General features: G+C 68.2%; 16 protein-coding genes. 15 read left to right on the top strand and 1 reads right to left on the bottom strand.

Going from position 1 to position 14,759, the window contains the following annotated elements:
* Positions 1-75 precede the first annotated feature (75 nt).
* Positions 76-309 (top strand): hypothetical protein, encoded by a 234-nt coding sequence (locus tag CSW62_RS07295; RefSeq protein ID WP_143324353.1) that lies wholly within the window; start codon positions 76-78, stop codon positions 307-309.
* Positions 310-316: 7 nt separating this feature from the next.
* On the opposite strand, the gene CSW62_RS07300 is transcribed toward CSW62_RS07295, so the two are convergent.
* Positions 317-661 carry a helix-turn-helix domain-containing protein gene (locus CSW62_RS07300; RefSeq protein ID WP_099576488.1) on the bottom strand — a complete coding sequence of 115 codons (345 nt, stop codon included), beginning with the start codon at positions 659-661 and terminating at the stop codon, positions 317-319.
* A gap of 175 nt (positions 662-836) precedes the next feature.
* Here CSW62_RS07300 and CSW62_RS07305 point away from each other — a divergent pair, with 175 nt between their 5' ends.
* The 14 genes from CSW62_RS07305 to CSW62_RS07370 all read left to right on the top strand — a co-directional run bounded on the left by CSW62_RS07305 (position 837) and on the right by CSW62_RS07370 (position 14,749).
* Positions 837-1,253, top strand: a complete 417-nt coding sequence (locus CSW62_RS07305) for a hypothetical protein (protein ID WP_099576489.1) — start codon at positions 837-839, stop codon at positions 1,251-1,253.
* A 4-nt stretch (positions 1,254-1,257) separates the two neighbouring features.
* Positions 1,258-1,473, top strand: coding sequence for a hypothetical protein (locus CSW62_RS07310; RefSeq protein WP_099576490.1), 216 nt, complete (start codon positions 1,258-1,260; stop codon positions 1,471-1,473).
* A gap of 145 nt (positions 1,474-1,618) precedes the next feature.
* Positions 1,619-2,173: a hypothetical protein gene (locus tag CSW62_RS07315; protein WP_099576491.1), complete on the top strand. Its 555-nt coding sequence runs from the start codon at positions 1,619-1,621 to the stop codon at positions 2,171-2,173.
* Positions 2,174-2,486: 313 nt separating this feature from the next.
* Positions 2,487-2,891 carry a phage tail terminator-like protein gene (locus CSW62_RS07320; protein WP_099576492.1) on the top strand — a complete coding sequence of 135 codons (405 nt, stop codon included), beginning with the start codon at positions 2,487-2,489 and terminating at the stop codon, positions 2,889-2,891.
* 95 nt (positions 2,892-2,986) lie between these two features.
* Complete coding sequence (locus CSW62_RS07325; protein ID WP_099576493.1) at positions 2,987-4,201, top strand: phage tail tube protein; 1,215 nt, start codon at positions 2,987-2,989, stop codon at positions 4,199-4,201.
* Positions 4,202-4,291: 90 nt separating this feature from the next.
* Positions 4,292-4,735 carry a hypothetical protein gene (locus CSW62_RS07330; protein WP_099576494.1) on the top strand — a complete coding sequence of 148 codons (444 nt, stop codon included), beginning with the start codon at positions 4,292-4,294 and terminating at the stop codon, positions 4,733-4,735.
* 143 nt (positions 4,736-4,878) lie between these two features.
* A complete protein-coding gene (locus tag CSW62_RS07335; RefSeq protein WP_099576495.1) occupies positions 4,879-5,079 on the top strand; it encodes a hypothetical protein in 201 nt (66 codons plus the stop codon).
* 61 nt (positions 5,080-5,140) lie between these two features.
* Complete coding sequence (locus CSW62_RS07340; RefSeq protein WP_099576496.1) at positions 5,141-10,330, top strand: phage tail length tape measure family protein; 5,190 nt, start codon at positions 5,141-5,143, stop codon at positions 10,328-10,330.
* Positions 10,330-11,484: a hypothetical protein gene (locus tag CSW62_RS07345; protein WP_099576497.1), complete on the top strand. Its 1,155-nt coding sequence runs from the start codon at positions 10,330-10,332 to the stop codon at positions 11,482-11,484. Before CSW62_RS07340 ends, CSW62_RS07345 begins: the two co-directional genes overlap by 1 nt.
* Before the next feature lie 4 nt (positions 11,485-11,488).
* The gene (locus tag CSW62_RS07350; protein ID WP_099576498.1) at positions 11,489-12,217 is read left to right on the top strand and encodes a hypothetical protein; all 729 of its coding nucleotides are present in this window, start codon (positions 11,489-11,491) and stop codon (positions 12,215-12,217) included.
* Positions 12,218-12,220: 3 nt separating this feature from the next.
* Positions 12,221-12,616: a hypothetical protein gene (locus CSW62_RS07355; protein ID WP_099576499.1), complete on the top strand. Its 396-nt coding sequence runs from the start codon at positions 12,221-12,223 to the stop codon at positions 12,614-12,616.
* Position 12,617: 1 nt separating this feature from the next.
* Positions 12,618-13,754 (top strand): hypothetical protein, encoded by a 1,137-nt coding sequence (locus tag CSW62_RS26360; RefSeq protein ID WP_158235400.1) that lies wholly within the window; start codon positions 12,618-12,620, stop codon positions 13,752-13,754.
* A gap of 76 nt (positions 13,755-13,830) precedes the next feature.
* On the top strand, positions 13,831-14,175 hold the full coding sequence (locus tag CSW62_RS07365) for a hypothetical protein (protein ID WP_099576500.1): 345 nt from the start codon (positions 13,831-13,833) through the stop codon (positions 14,173-14,175).
* A 31-nt stretch (positions 14,176-14,206) separates the two neighbouring features.
* Entirely contained in the window at positions 14,207-14,749 is a 543-nt protein-coding gene (locus tag CSW62_RS07370; protein ID WP_099576501.1) for a lysozyme, read from the top strand.
* The last annotated feature ends 10 nt before the right edge of the window (positions 14,750-14,759 follow it).

Consider the following 14,759-nt stretch of genomic DNA (forward strand, 5'->3'; position numbering starts at 1 on the left):
CGCATGTGCGGTCGCGACCGGTCGACTCATCCGAAGGAGGCGTGCAGAGTAGGGGTGTTGAAGGCGGAGGTTGTCGTGTTCTCGGTGACGCGTTTCTGCGTACAGGCCTTCGGGCGGCGGGGTGGACTGCTCCGGCCGACCGAGGTTCGGGAGTGCTATTTCGAAGAGGAGGCGCGGCGTGAGATGCAGGTTCTGGCGCGGCGATCTTCGGGCGTGGCGCTCTATCGGGTGCGCGGCGAGCCGCTATCGGGCCTTTGGGGAAAGCCCAGGCTGATTGAGCGCCAGGGCGAGATTCTGGCGCTGGACTGAGCGGGAATTACCCAGCTTTCTTGAGGGTTTGGCCGATCTCGACAAGTTGGCTCCGCTGCACGGGCTGCAACTGGTCCCAGATCGACCAGATCGCTTCCCCGGCCGCGGGATCGCGCATGATCAGGTCGGCGGGCTCGCAGCGATAGATGGTCGCCAACGCCTCCAGCACATCCTGGGAATAGCCGGTTTCGCCGCGCTCGACGCGCGAGAGCTGGGCGACCGAATAGGGATATCCGACCTCAAGCTCCAGCCGTTCGATGGCTTGCTCCAGGTTCATGCCGCGATGCTTGCGCCAGGCGCGGATGAAGGTCTTCGCGCGCTGCTTCGCCTTGGCCTGCCGGTCGGGGGTCATGCAAATCCGGGAGTGAGTGCGAAAGGGAATGTCCACGCATTAAACACAAAATTTGCTTGCCATGCAAATTTGCATTTGGTACAAATTGGATATTCCGAGAACTCCGCCCTGGCGACGCGAGCCGGGCGGCTTTCCACGAAATTCCCTTCATCGGCCTAGCCGCAGGAAGTCCCAGATGATTTCGCTCCACGCGACCGGTCACGCCGGTCATGCGCCTGTCCACGCCCCTGTGCCGGGCTATGTCGCGCGCCGCACCGAGGCCGACCGCCGTCCGCCGCGCGCCGTCCTGACCGCTCTGCTGATGGGCGATCCGCGCCCCTGTCGCTACGCCGTGTCCGAAGCGATCCGCACCCGCCTGTTCGGGACCGCGCCCGCCGAACCCGTCCCTCCCGCCAAGGTCCTGGCGGTGCTGGAGGCGCTGGTCGACGGGCCCCTGACCCTGGCCGACCTGGCCGACGAGATGGCTGTCAGCCTGTCGGCCGGCAGCGACCGCGCCCAGGCCGCCCGTCTGCTTGGCCTTGTCGAGCGCCTGGGCGGCCGGCCTTGCCGGATCGGCCTTACGCCGGCCGGCCGGACCGCGCTGGAAGCCTAGACCCATGGGCGGGCTCCAGGACGAGATCGCCGAGGGCGCCATCGACAAGGCCGTCCGCGCCTGCGGGCCGCGCAAGCCGATGCTGTGCGCGATCATTCGCGCCGCCAGCCGGATGCTGGCCGAAAGCGAAGGCCACGATTTCGTCGCCCAGGTCTGCGCCGGCGAGGCCCGCCGCCACGCCCTGGCCGACAGCCGACGCGGCGTCCGTTTCGGGCGCTGACCATCTAGAAAGGGGAACCATCATTTCCGTCCAGTTCATCCGGCCCGAGGGGCTGACCTCGGCCGAGCTTCGAGACCTGGCCCGCGCCGACCGCGCGGCGGGCCTGGCGATCAGTCCCGCCGCCCGTCAGGCGGCGCGCGAGGCCGTGCTGCGCATCGCCGGCGTCCAGCGGGCGAGAACCGAAGAGTCCGAGATCGCCGCGGGCCTGGTCGAGACCGCAGCCCTGGCGCGGGCGCGGGGCGAGGCGGTCGAGGTCGACGGCGGTTCGTTGCGGATCTCCAGCCGCGACGGCCTGCGTAGCTTGCGCCAGAGCGGCCACATCAACGACGCCCACTACGCCGTCGCCTTGCTGTACCGCGCCGGCTTCGAAGCCCGGGGCCGTGACCTGCGCGTCGCCGGCCTGGAGCCAGGGAGCGGCGGCGGTCACGACAACGACCGCTTCGTCGCCGCGCGGCTGCGGCGCGCCCGCATGCTGGACTTCGTGGCCCGCGCCGACAGGGCCGTGGCGATGAGCCTGGCCGACACGCCGATGGCCCTGCGCCTGCTGCGCTCGGTGGCGGGCGAGGGGAACAGCCTGTCCGTATGGGGCGCCGGCCGCGCTTTAGCTCGTAATCGCGAAGTCCTGATCAAGGCTTTGGATCTCGTCGTGGCCATGGCCAAGCAGATCGCGCGCGATCGTCAAATCAAGAACATTTCATGAACAAATAGATTTACGGCCGGGAAGGTAAAGGGTTTAATCAAAACAGTCTCGGAGATGCGCCTTCAGCGGCGATCAAGACCTCCGGAGACTGAACTCCAGACCTTCCTGTTCTTCCGAAACGGCGCGCTCGATGAAGCGTGAGCCGGTCGGCCCCGTGAACCCGCTCTTCCTCCCCGGAGGGCGGGTTCTTTGTCTCGTCCGCTGATCCAGGGACCTCCGACATGATCCTCGTCCTCGCCGCCGGGAGCCCCATGGCTCCCGTATCGCCTCCGCGCGCCGCGATCCCGCCAGTCTTGATGGGGGAGCGCCGCCGATGAGCGTGCTGAAGATCCGCGCGGCGCTGGAAACGGCGTTGGCCGCCATGAGCCCCGCCCTGGCCACGGCCTGGGAGAACACCACTTACACGCCGGTTTCGGGAACGCCCTACCAGCGCGTCTCCATGACCTTCACCGAGCCGGTCAACACCGAGTACGGCCGAAGCTTCCAGCAGGGCGGCCTGTTCGTGGTGACCCTCTGCTACCCGCAGGGCGCGGGTCCGGCCGACGCCGCCGCGCGCATCGAGCTGCTGCGCTCGACCTTCTATCGCGGCGCCGCCTTCACGTCCGACGGCCTGACCACTGCGGTCGCCCGCACGCCCATCATCCTGGCCGCGATCCTGGAGGGCGACCGCTACCTCGTCCCTGTCCAGGTCCCGTTCCTGGCCACGATCACCAGCTGACGGCGGTCTCCGCCCGAAGGGACAGGCCCCAGGTCGCCTTCTTTGGGAGCCTCGTCTGATCCACCCATCCCGATAACGTCTCAGGAGAAGACCCCATGGCAGTCGCCCAGGGCATCAATAAAAAGACCGTCTACAAGAAGCAGACCGGCCTCGGCGCGCCCGCCGCCGGCTCGGGCGGCCAGGTCGTCCGCCGCACCAGCTCGGTGTTCCAGGCCCCGCCGGACACCTTCGAAAGCAACGAAATCGTCAGCCACCAGCAGTCGACGGGCGTCGGCCTGGGCGTGGTCAAGCCGGCCGGCAAGATCGACGGCCTGCTGTCGCCGGGCACCTACGGCGCCCTCATGGGCTCGCTGCTGCGCAAGGACATGACGGCCGGCGTCTCGGCCACCGGCGCCACGATCAGCGTCGCCGCCTCGGGTCAGAACTGGACCCTGACCCGTTCGGCCGGCTCGTACCTGACCGACGGCTTCAAGATCGGTGACGTCATCCGCCTGACCGCCGGCGCTTTCAACGCGCTGAACACCCAGAAGAACCTGCTGATCATCACGCTCACGGCCACGATCGCCACGGTGCGTGTGGTCAACGGCTCGGCCATGTTCGCCGAGGCCAACATCGCCAGCGCCACGGTCGCGGTCACCGGCAAGAAGTCGCTGGTCCCGCTGTCGGGCCACACCAACGACTACTACACCTTCGAGGAGTGGTATCCGGACCTGGGCCGCTCGGAAGCCTATTCCGACCAGCAGGTCGGCCAGGCGGCCCTGAACCTTCCGGCCACCGGCAACGCCACCATCAGCCTCGACACTGTCGGCCGCATCCGCACGCTGGGCGCGGCCCAGGTGCTGACCACGCCGACGGCCGAGACGGTCACCGACATCCTGACAGCCGTGAACGGCGTGGTCCTGGTCAACGGTGTTCCCGTCACCAACGTGACCGGCGCCCAGGTGACCATCAACGGCAACGCCGCCCACAGCGACGCCGTGGTGGGCTCGAACGTGGTCGACGACATCCAGCGCGGCCGCCTGGCCGTGTCGGGTTCGTTCACCGCCAAGTTCGACAACGTGACCCTGCAGACCATCTTCGAAGGCCGCTCGACCACCTCGCTGGTGCTGGCGGTGACCGAGGACGCCACGCCCAACGCCGACTTCGTGGTCATCAACCTGCCGATGATCAAGCTGACCGGCGATACCCCGGACGACGGCGAAAAGGCGGTGATCCGGACCTATCCGTTCACGGCCCAGATCAACGGCGCCGGCGGCGCGGCCCTGGCCACCGACCAGACCATCATCGCCATCCAGGACAGCGCCGCCTAACCGGCGCGGCTCTTCTTCTCTCCCTCCCGAAGTCCCCCCTCGACTTAGCGGCCGGGTCGCGCCCGGCCGTCCTTTTCCAAGGACAGACCCATGACCAAGTTCTCGACCGAAACCCTGTTCGACCTGAATGACCTCGACGCCGTCTCCGCCGGCGACACCCCGTTCGAGGTCGAATATATCCGCGCCGACGGCTCGGGCTCCGGCGTCTTCCTGCAGGTGCTGGGCGGCCAGTCCGAGAAGGTGCAGTCCGAGGTCAACCGCCTCGTCAACGACCGCCGCAAGAAGCAGGCCGTGGCCGCCGCCATGACGGGACGCAGCAATCCCGAGAAGGCGGAGTTCACCCCGATCGAGGACGACATCGCCTTCGGTCACCGCCTGACCGCGGTCCGCCTGGTCGGCTGGCGCGGCATCAAGCAGGAGTGGTCGGCCGAGAACGCCTTCCGCCTGGTCAGCCGCAATTCCGAGATCGCCGAACAGATCACCACGGCGTCGAACACCCTCGGAAATTTTATGCCGGGCAAGTCCGCGGCCTGATCGCCCACGCCCGCGAGCAGTTCGAGCTCGCCGCGCGCCAGGACGACGGCGAGCCGCTCCGGACCCACCTCGAGAGCCTAGCTCGCCAAGGCGATCCCGAGGCCAGCTGGCGGCTCGCCAACCCGCCGCCGCTGTCGCCGCACGTGGCCCACCTTTGGGCCTGGTACGCCGACCTCTGCCAGACCCGCCAGTCAGGCGGGTTCGGTCCCTCCCGCCTTTCGCGCCTGGAGATCCAGGCCTGGGAGCGCGACGAGGGCGTCCGCCTCGAGCCCTGGGAACGGCGCGCGGTCATGACCCTCGACGCCGAACACCTTCTGACCATGACGGCCCCCAGCAAGGGCTGACCACTTTCCGGGCTGCTCCTTCGCGAGGAGGCGCGGCCCGAACTTTTTGGGGAGAGCTGCCTTGTGTGACCTGAAGGAACTGATCCTCGAATGTAAGAAGGCTGCGGCGGCGGCCAACGAGCTTGCGGGCGCGCAGAAGAGGCTGGACGCGCAGACGGCGTCGGGCGCTCAGGCAGCCCGTGTCTCCACCGAGCAGATGGGTAAGCTTAAGGACGCGACCAAGGGGTTCATCTCGGCGGTCTCGTCGGGAGAAAGCCCGCTCAAGGCTCTGGCGGCGCAGGGGCCCGCTCTCACGGAGGTCTTCGCCAAGGCGGTCTCCAGTGGCGCGCCCTTGAAGCAGCTGTTGGGCGGCATCGCCGAGGCGGCGAGCCCGATCGCCGGCGTCAGCGCACCGGTCGCCGGTGTGGCTGTCGCTCTGAGCGCTGTGGCCTCGGCCGCGGCCGACGCCCAGAAGCAGGCGGCGGCGTTCAACCAGCTCGCGCAGGGGGTTGGTCGCGACGTCGGTATGACCGGCGGGCAGCTCCAGGCGCTTGCCGCCACAGCGGCCAACGCCGCCCATGCCTCGATCGCCGACGCCGAGAGCTGGACCCAGGCCTATGTGCGGATGGGCGTCAGCAATTCGGCCGTCCTGAGTCAAGCGGTCACGGACACCAAGGGTCTGGCCCAGGCGATGGGCGTCGACGGCGCGCAAGCTTCTCAGCTGCTCGGCGCAGCCCTGACCAATCCGATCGCCAACCTGGATGCGCTCGCGAGGGCGACCGGAGGCTTCGACTATGCGACGAGGGACAGCATCCAGAGCATGGCGCGGCGCGGCGAGATGGCCCAGGCCGACGCGCTCATTCTGAAGGAGGTCGAGAGCCGCACGGCCGCGACGACGGGCAAGGTCACGACGCTCAGCGGCGCCTACGATCGCGCCACGACGTCGATCGGCAGCTACCTGCAGAAGATGGCCAAGGTGCTTTTCACCGAGCCGGATGCGGCGGCGGTCGAGGAGACCTATGCCGGCATGGGCTACAACCCCGCCGCCGAGAAGCGCAAGGCAGGGCGGAAGAAGGCCGAAGACGCCGTCGCCGATGGCGCGGTCGGAGCCGCAGCGCGCGCCGCGCACGAGATCGCTGATCCAAAAGATCGCCAAATCAAGGAACTGACGGACCTGAGCGCATCGCTGTCGAGTGCGATCAGAAGAGGCGCTGGCGCGCTGAAGGAGGCGGGCCTAACCAAGTCGCAAGCTCAGCAGGACATCCAGACGCTGAATGGGAAGATCGCGGAACTGCAAAAGGGAGGCGGTTCAAGCGCCGCCGCCCGTACGGTCTCCACGCACGCCGCTTCCGCGCCCCCTCCGGAATATCGAGGCGGTGACGCCATGCAGGCGGCGAAATCGGCGGAGCTGTCGGCTCAGCTGGGTGTGACCAAGAACGTCGAGAAGATTGCTTGGCTTAAGCGCGAACAGGTCGCCGTCGAGTTCAAGACGCAGCAGGACCGCCTGAAGGCTCAGATGAAGAGCGGGGAGATCAACCAAGCCGACGGCGCGTTCATCCAGGAGAAATATAAGTCCATCGCCGGCGCCAAGGAGGAGGCGATCGAGCAGGAGCGGAGCGCTCAACTGCTCCAGGCCGAGATCGCGCGCCGGCAGGGTCACAACGCGTACCTCGATCAGATGGACAAGTTCACCGCCGACACGGTGGGCGCCGCGGAGGAGCGCAATCGCATCGAGCTGGAGGCGCTTAAGCGTCGCCAGGAGCTCGAAACGTTCACTCTGCAAAGCAGCAACACGCAGAAGATCAAGTCGGGCGAGATCAATTGGCTACAGGGCCTGGTGCTGGCGATCGAGCAGCACGGGGTGCAGCAAGCTGAGATCCAAGCAACGATCCGCAAACAGACGATCGACTCCGAGAAGCATGCTCTGGATGTGCGCGTTGCCGGGCTTCAGAGCACGATCGACATCGCAGATGGCCAGAAGGTCTTGGCCCGCTCGGTCGGCGCCACGCGGGCGATCGATGCGCGCATCCTGGACCTGAAGCATCAGCAGGAGATCGCGGCCCAGCAGGCGATCGTCAACGGGACAGGGTCCAATCCCGAGCAGAGGCGCGACGCCGAGAAGCGGATCGCGGTCCTCAATCAGAACTACGCCAATCAGATCGAAGCGGCCCAGCGGCTGGACGTCTCGTACGGCGACATGTCCTCCGCGCTCAAGACCGCGGCCAGCGCCTTGGACCAGAAGGATTGGCTGGGCGCGACGAAGAGCCTGTTCGACGCCTTCGAGACCTTCGCACTGAAGATGCGCGACAGCGGCGCCAGCCTTGAGTCCAAGATCGGCGCGATCGCCGGCCTGGCGAATGGCCTGGGCTCGATGATCGGCGGGAAGACTGGCGCGGCGCTTTCGGGCGCCGGCTCGGGCGCGGCCGCAGGCTTCCAGATGGGCGGGCCATGGGGCGCGGCTGTCGGCGCGGTGCTGGGTAGCGTGTCAGGGCTGCTGGGCGCCTCGAATGCCAAGGCTCAGGCTAAGATCGACGCGCTGATGAAGGCGCAGCAGGATCTGCAGGCCAAGCAGAAGGAAAGTTCAGGCGCCATCGAGAAGTCGCTGGGGCTGGCGAGCCAGTACCAGAACACCGACCTCGACTATTCCAACGCCATGTTGGCGTCGTTGCGGTCGATCGACGCCCAGATCGGCGCGGTCGCGGCGGGCGTCGCGCGGAGCATCGCGAGCGGCGGACTGATGAGCACGTCCGGCCTGGGTCTGGGGACCACCACGTCGAAGGCCGGCCTGGGCGGCGCTCTTGTCGGCGGCGCTCTTGGTGGCATTGCCGGCTTCGGCGTGGCCAACGGCATCACGGCGCTAGCCGCCGGCGGCATGATGTCGGCCGGTGGAATCAGCCTGGGTCTGTTCACTCAAGCGCTCAGTCTCGCCGGGCCTATCGGCATCGCAATCGGCGCCGTCGGCGCCATCGTCGGGGCTCTTACCAAGACCAAGAAGACGGTCGAGGTCCTGGACCAGGGTCTGACCTTCACGGCCCAGACCTTCGGCGAGATCACCACCAGCGGCCTGGCCGGCAGTCAGTACGCCGATCTGTTGACCACCAAGAAGACCTCGTTCGCGGGGATCGGCCTGTCGACCAAGGTCAGCACCTCGACGGTCACCAGCGGCCTCGATCCGGCCTTGTTGGCCCAGATCGGCGACACGATCGAATTGCTGGGCGAGGGGGTCATCACGGCGGCCAAGACCTTCGGCGAGGATGCGGGCGCGGCGGCCAAGGCCGCGCTCCAAAGCGTTTCGATCGATCTGGGCAAGCTGTCGCTGAAAGACCTCAAGCCCGACGAGATCGAAGCGGCGATCAATGCTCTGTTCAACAACGTGGCCGACGACCTCGCCGCAGCGGGTCTGCCCGGCCTTCAAGCCCTGGCCAAGGTCGGGGAGGGCGCATTCGAAGCGCTGACGCGCCTGGCGACCGAGTACAAGACGATCGACGCGGTGTTGGCCTCGGTCGGCATGGACTTCAAGTCCAGCGGCGCTGGATCGCTGGAGGTGCGCAAGGGGCTACTGGACAAGTTCGGCGGCCTGGATGCGTTCGCATCGCAGACGGCGTTTTTCGGCGAGCACTTCCTGACCGACGAAGACCGGCTGAAGCCGCTGAAGGCCTCGGTGGCCAACGGGCTGGCGGCGATAGGGCAACCCACCGACCTGTCGCGCCAAGGCTTCGCTAGCCTCGTCCAGAGCCAGAACCTGTCAACGCCGGAAGGGGCGGAACTCTACAAGACCCTGATGGCCCTTGCCCCGGCCTTCGACAAGGTCGCAGCAGCGGCCGAGAACGCCCAGAAAGCGGTCGCTGACAAGAAGACCTCGATTCTCGACCAGATCGACGAACTGGTCCTGACGCCGGCTGAGTTGCTGACCAAGTCGCGCGCCGCCGAGATGAAGGCGGTCAAGGATCTGGACGCGACGCTGGTCCCCTTCCTGGAGAAACTCTGGAAACTTCAGGACACCGCCGAGGCTGCCAAGTTGGCCACCGACCGGTCGAACATGCTGGCCGGCCTGATGGAGGCCCAAGGGCGGACCGAGGAAGCCAAGCAACTGCGTCGCAGCTTGGCATTGGCGCAGATCAAGGATCCGGTCCAGCAGCTGTACCAGCAGCAGACCTGGGCCGCCGAGGACGCCGCCGCCAAGGTTTCGGCCGCGCGGGATGTGCTGACCCAGGCCTATCAGCGCGAGCAGGACGCCATCCGGGCCACCAAGGACAAGTTCAAGGAACTTTCCGGGTCACTGCGGGCCTTCAGCGCCAGCCTGACCGACACGATCGTCGGGACCGATCCCGGCGCGCGGTATCGTCGGACGCGGGAGGCGTTCCTGTCGACGGCGGCCATGGCCCGCCTTGGCGACCCCGACGCCATGGGGCGGCTGCAAAGCGAGGGCGAAGCCTTCACGGCGGCCTCGCGCGACTATGTCTCGACCAGCCTGGACTACCTGCGCGACGTCGGTCTGGTCCGGTCGGCCGTCGACGAGGCGGCCGATACGGCCGACCGCCAGGTGTCGATCGCTCAGCGACAGCTCGATGCGCTGGACGCCTCGGTCCAGGGGCTGATCGAGATCAAGGCCAGCGTCGTCTCGGTCGAGCAGGCGATCCTCAGCCTGCGGGGCGCGCTTGGGGAGGCGAGAGCCGCGGGCGTGGTCTCCGTGGGCGGCTCCAGCCTGGGCCTGGCCGATCCGGCTCCAAGCCCGGCTGGCTCGGGCAGCGGGACCCCGCTGCTGACCCAAGCTCAGAAGGACTACAACAACGCCGCGTGGAACTGGATGCTTGTCAACAGCGAGGCGGGCAAGGCGGGCGCCGACCTCAAGGACCCTGTCATCCAATCCATCTACGCCAGCGCCGCCCACTACACCCCAGGCTACATGGACATCGTCAGCACCCAGGGGATCGAAGCCGCCAACGCTTTGATCGCGGCGGGCAATCTGTCCTACACGCAGGGCGGTTCGCTGAAGCTCGCTACGGGCGGCAGCTTCGAGGTCGGCGGCTCCGGTCCGCCCGACTCCAAACTGTTCAACCTGGCGCTCAGCCCCGGCGAGGCGGTCAACGTCCGTCGTCGCGAAAGCCCGGCCGATCAGCCTCTCATCACCGAACTGCGGCGCCTGCGCGAGGAACTCGCCGACCTGCGCGCGACCAGCGTCCGCATCGCCACAAGCAACGACAAGATGGAGCGCACCTTGACCAATGTCACCGAGGGCGGCCGCGCCATGCAGACCCAGGCGGCTGCCTGATGCGCGCGCTTCCGCCTATCACGATCACGCCGGCCATCCTGACCAGCACCACCTGCGCCGAACCGTCGGCGGGGGAGGCGGCCTGGAGCGCCGCCACGGCCTACAAGAACGGCGACCGCGTGTTCAGCGCGATCACCCATCGCCTGTACGAGGCCATCGCCCGGAAGAGCGCCACGGTGACGATCGCCAATTCCGGCAGCGCCCTGATCACCTGGGCCAGCCATGGCTTGGCGGCGGACACGCCGGTGGTCTTTTCGACGACCGGCGCGCTGCCTTCGGCGATCGCCTCGGGGACGACCTACTACGTCCTCGCCGACACGGCGAACACGTTTCGGATCGCCACGAGCGCCGGCGGCTCGCCCGTGGCCGGCACGGGCACGCAGAGCGGCGTCCACACCGTGGCGACCACGGCCAACCTGGGCCAGAACCCCGCCACGGCCGGCGACAGCTGGTGGGTCGATGTCGGACCCACCAACCGCTGGGCCATGTTCGACCTGCTGCGCAACACCGGCACGACGACGGCCTCGCCGCTGACGGTGTCGCTCACGCCCGGACAGCGCGTGGACTCGATCGGCGTAGTCGGCATCGTCGCCGACACCGTGACCGTGGCGGTGACCGTGTCAGGCGCGACCGTCTGCGCCGCTTCGGCCAACCTGCTGAACCGGCCGACCAGCGGCTGGTACGACTACTTCTACGGCGCCTTCCGATACCGGCAGGAGTTCGCGCGCTTCGACCTGCCGCCGTACACCGATGCAGTCATCACCATCACCCTGACCAAGGCCAACGGCAACGTGACCTGCGGCGGGGTGGTGCTGGGCTCGTCGGTCTATCTGGGCGCCACGCAGCACCAAGCCGAGAGCGACGCGCTGAACTTCTCGAAGATCGACCGCGACGACTTCGGGACGGCCACCCTCGTGCCGCGCCGCTCGGTGCCGCGCACCGTCCAGACCCTGCGCTGCCGCAAGACCGACGTCGATCGGATCCTGCAACTGCGCGACGACCTCAACGCCATGCCGGCGCTGTGGTCCGGGTTGGACGACCAGGAGAGCGGCTACTTCTCGGCCCTGCTCATCGTCGGTGTCTACAAGCGGTTCACGATCTCGATGGACCAGCCGGAAGACGCCCTGATTTCCCTCGAACTCGAAGAGGTCTGACCCCGTGCCTGCACAGATCACGGCGCTTCCGACGCCGCCCTCCACCAGCGACCCCACCAACTTCAACACCCGCGCCGACGCCTTCCTGGGGCAGATGCCGACGTTCGTGACCGAAGCGAACGCGCTGGCGGGCGAGGTTTACGGGCTGGCTGTCCAGGTCACCCAGGACAAGGCGACCGCCGTGGGCGCTGCCAGCACAGCTACAGCCAAGGCCGCGCTCGCTGCAGATCAGGTGACGCTGGCCGCCGGCCAGGTGACCTTGGCCGGCGTCCAGGCCGGCGTCGCGACCACCAAGGCTTCCGACGCGGCCGCGATCCTGACGCAGGTCCAGAACGTGGCCGCGGGGATCTCGTTCTCGACCAAGTCCGTGTCGTCGAACACGATCGGTACGGGTCCGAAGACCTGGACCGTCGACGCCGGCGAAAGCTTCGTCGAGGGCATGCCGATCTATGTGGTCGCGCACGGCGATCCGACCCGGTTCATGGTCGGCGTCTGCACCGGGTATGCCGGCACGATCCTGTCGGTCGCCGTCACCCAGATCTCGTCGGCGGGCGGGACCCTCAGCAACTGGGACATCAGCATCGGCGGCGTTCCGGGCGTCCCGGGGGCGGGTTTCCCCTCCGGCGGCGTCGCGGGCCAGTTCCTGCGCAAGAGGTCGGGAGTCGATTTCGACACCGAATGGGCCGTGGACCCCGCCAGCTACCTCTTCCTTTGGCAACAACAAGGAGCCTGAACCATGGCCATCGCGCCCAACTACGCTTCCAATCCCCTGGCGCCCGACATCGTCCAGCTGACCGCCGCCAACACCAATCGCGACGGCACGGGGACGATGGTCAAGGTCGCCACCGGCACCGCCGCTGGCATCGTCACCGAGCAGCTTCGCGTCACGGCGACCGGCAACACGACCGCCGGCATGATCCGCTTCTTCCTGTCGCTGAACAGCGGCTCGACCAAATCCTTCCTGACCGAGGTCCCGGTGGTGGGGATGACCCCGGCCGGCACGGCGCAGGCTTTCACCACCGTGGTCGACGCGCTGACCGGCCTGACGCTGCAGGGCACGACCACCGAGCTCTACGCGGCGACGAACAACGCCGAAACCTTCAACGTCTTCCATCACAAGGCGGGCCTCTAACATGCCGATTCCAAGCAGTTCAAACCGCGGCGTCCTGGGCCGCATTGGCTCGACCCAGGCCGCCGGCGCCGCTTCGGCGTCGACCATTCAGTCCGCCGCCGCCTCGCCATTCATCATGTCCACGACGGTTCCGCCGCTGGGTTGGCTGGGTGTGTTCAATACCGGGCGATACGTGACCTTCCTCGACAACGGGACGTTCACCGCGCCGGTCTCCGGCTACTACCGTGTCCGGGTGCTCGGTGGCGGCGGCAGCGGCGCCTGGATTGTCGATGGCGGTAATGCTGGGCGTGCGACCGGCGGCGGCGGTGGCGGCTATGCGCTGGGGCTCGTCTGGCTGACACAAGGGCAAACCGTTTCGGTCGCCGTCGGTAAAGGTGGCGTCGCCGGCGCCAACGGCCAGCCCGGCAGTGCGGGTGGGACGTCGTCGTTCGGGGCCTATCTGTCCGCGACCGGTGGCGCTGGTGGTTCTTGCGCGTCTGCCGCCGCGCTCGTCGGCGCTTCAGGTGGGGTCGGTACGGGCGGGAGCTTGATCAACGCCAATGGCGGCCGGTCGGGTTCGATCGACGCCAATGGGCCGTCCTCGGCGACTGGTGGTGGCGGGGGCGGCTCCCAGCTCGGCAATGGCGGCGATTCGGGATCGATCACCGGCGTGGGCGGCTCCTATGCCGCGACCGGCGGCGGCGGCGTCGGCGGAGCTTACTCGACCAGCATCGCGCGCGGCACGAATACAGCGACCGGTGGCGCGGGCGTGGCTAGCGCCTCAACGGCGTTTTCTGGTGGCTTCGATCTTTTGTCCGGCGCGGCGCTCACGCCCAACAACGGGACAGTTAATTCCAGCAGCGCTGTGTTTCGCTTTCCCGGTGACGGGTTCGCGGGCGGAGGCGGTGGCCCGAACTACTCGAGCGCCGCCAACGCCGGCTCCGGCGGAACCGGCGCGGGCGGCGGCGGGTCGCTCTCGTCGAACGGCGGCTACGGTCCCGGTTCGGGCGGCGCCTTCGGCGGCACGGGGGGCGGCGCCAATGGCGCGGCCAATTTCAATGCTCTCAAGTCGGGATTCGGCGGCGGCGGCGGCGGTCTGGCGTGTGGCGGCGCCACCCAATCAGCAGGCGGCGACGGTCTCGTGGTCGTCGAGTGGTAGGCCCGGTCCCCGTGGCCGAAGATAGGAGCTTACACTGGACATCCCCACCGCCATCGCCAAGTCGTGGCCCTACGCCGTGGTGGCCGCGCCGGGGGTCTATGCGGTGATCAAGGACCTCCTCGGCCGGCGGGCGATGGCCCGCAAGGCCGAGGCGGATCTGATGCAGATGGCGCAGGACGCCGCCTCGGGGGTGATCCACACCCTGCGCGAGGAGGCCGAACGCCTGGCCCAGCGTCTCGAACAGGTCGAGGCCGAGCTGGGCGACCTGCGCCGCGAGCACAGCCGCATGATCTCCGACAAGGACGCCCGCATCGCAGCGCTCGAGGGCGAGAAACGCCAGCTCGAGGCCAGGGTCGCGGCCTACCGCCGGATCCTGGCGGCCCACGGTCTGGCCGACGAGCCCGCGCCCGCGGTCGCCTGACCGCCTGACCCCCAACACAAGGAGAACCACCATGTCCACGCCCCTGGCGCGGGACGTACCCGCTTGCGCGCTCGCGCTGATCCAGCGGTTCGAGAGGCTGCATGACGGGGATCGCAAGACCGCCGTCCTGGAGCCCCAGGCCGATCCCGTCGGCATCTACACCGTCGGCTGGGGCCACGCCCTGTTCGTCGGCGGCAAGCCGGTCAAGGACCGCGAGACCGCCTGCCGCCTGTGGCGGGCGCGGTGGCCGGCCGGGATGGTCCGGGGCGACGCCGATGCGCTGCTGAAGGCCGACGCGCAGGCCGTCTGCGACAAGGTCGTCGCCCTGTTCCCAAGGACGCCGCTGAGCGACGCCCAACTCGGGGCGATGACCAGCCTGGCCTACAATATCGGCGTCGGCGAGATCGGCGGCGCCGCGGACTTCGCCGACAGCAGCGTGTGCCGGCGGCTGATCGCCGGCGACGTCCAGGGGGCGGCGGACGCCTTCCGGATGTGGCGCTTCGCCGGCGGCCGCGAATTGCCGGGCCTGGTCGCCCGGCGCGAGACCGAGCGGGCCGTGTTCCTGAAACCCTAGAAGGAGCTTT

Origin of the sequence: Caulobacter sp. FWC2 (assembly GCF_002742625.1) — a bacterium.
Lineage (GTDB): Bacteria > Pseudomonadota > Alphaproteobacteria > Caulobacterales > Caulobacteraceae > Caulobacter.

What these genes read in the sequence shown, in the direction of transcription:
- CSW62_RS07300 (WP_099576488.1), bottom strand. Translation starts at nt 661, where the DNA reads ATGACCCCCGACCGGCAGGCCAAGGCGAAGCAGCGCGCGAAGACCTTC.
- CSW62_RS07305 (WP_099576489.1), top strand. Translation starts at nt 837, where the DNA reads ATGATTTCGCTCCACGCGACCGGTCACGCCGGTCATGCGCCTGTCCAC.
- CSW62_RS07310 (WP_099576490.1), top strand. Translation starts at nt 1,258, where the DNA reads ATGGGCGGGCTCCAGGACGAGATCGCCGAGGGCGCCATCGACAAGGCC.
- CSW62_RS07320 (WP_099576492.1), top strand. Translation starts at nt 2,487, where the DNA reads ATGAGCGTGCTGAAGATCCGCGCGGCGCTGGAAACGGCGTTGGCCGCC.
- CSW62_RS07325 (WP_099576493.1), top strand. Translation starts at nt 2,987, where the DNA reads ATGGCAGTCGCCCAGGGCATCAATAAAAAGACCGTCTACAAGAAGCAG.
- CSW62_RS07330 (WP_099576494.1), top strand. Translation starts at nt 4,292, where the DNA reads ATGACCAAGTTCTCGACCGAAACCCTGTTCGACCTGAATGACCTCGAC.
- CSW62_RS07345 (WP_099576497.1), top strand. Translation starts at nt 10,330, where the DNA reads ATGCGCGCGCTTCCGCCTATCACGATCACGCCGGCCATCCTGACCAGC.
- CSW62_RS07355 (WP_099576499.1), top strand. Translation starts at nt 12,221, where the DNA reads ATGGCCATCGCGCCCAACTACGCTTCCAATCCCCTGGCGCCCGACATC.
- CSW62_RS26360 (WP_158235400.1), top strand. Translation starts at nt 12,618, where the DNA reads ATGCCGATTCCAAGCAGTTCAAACCGCGGCGTCCTGGGCCGCATTGGC.
- CSW62_RS07370 (WP_099576501.1), top strand. Translation starts at nt 14,207, where the DNA reads ATGTCCACGCCCCTGGCGCGGGACGTACCCGCTTGCGCGCTCGCGCTG.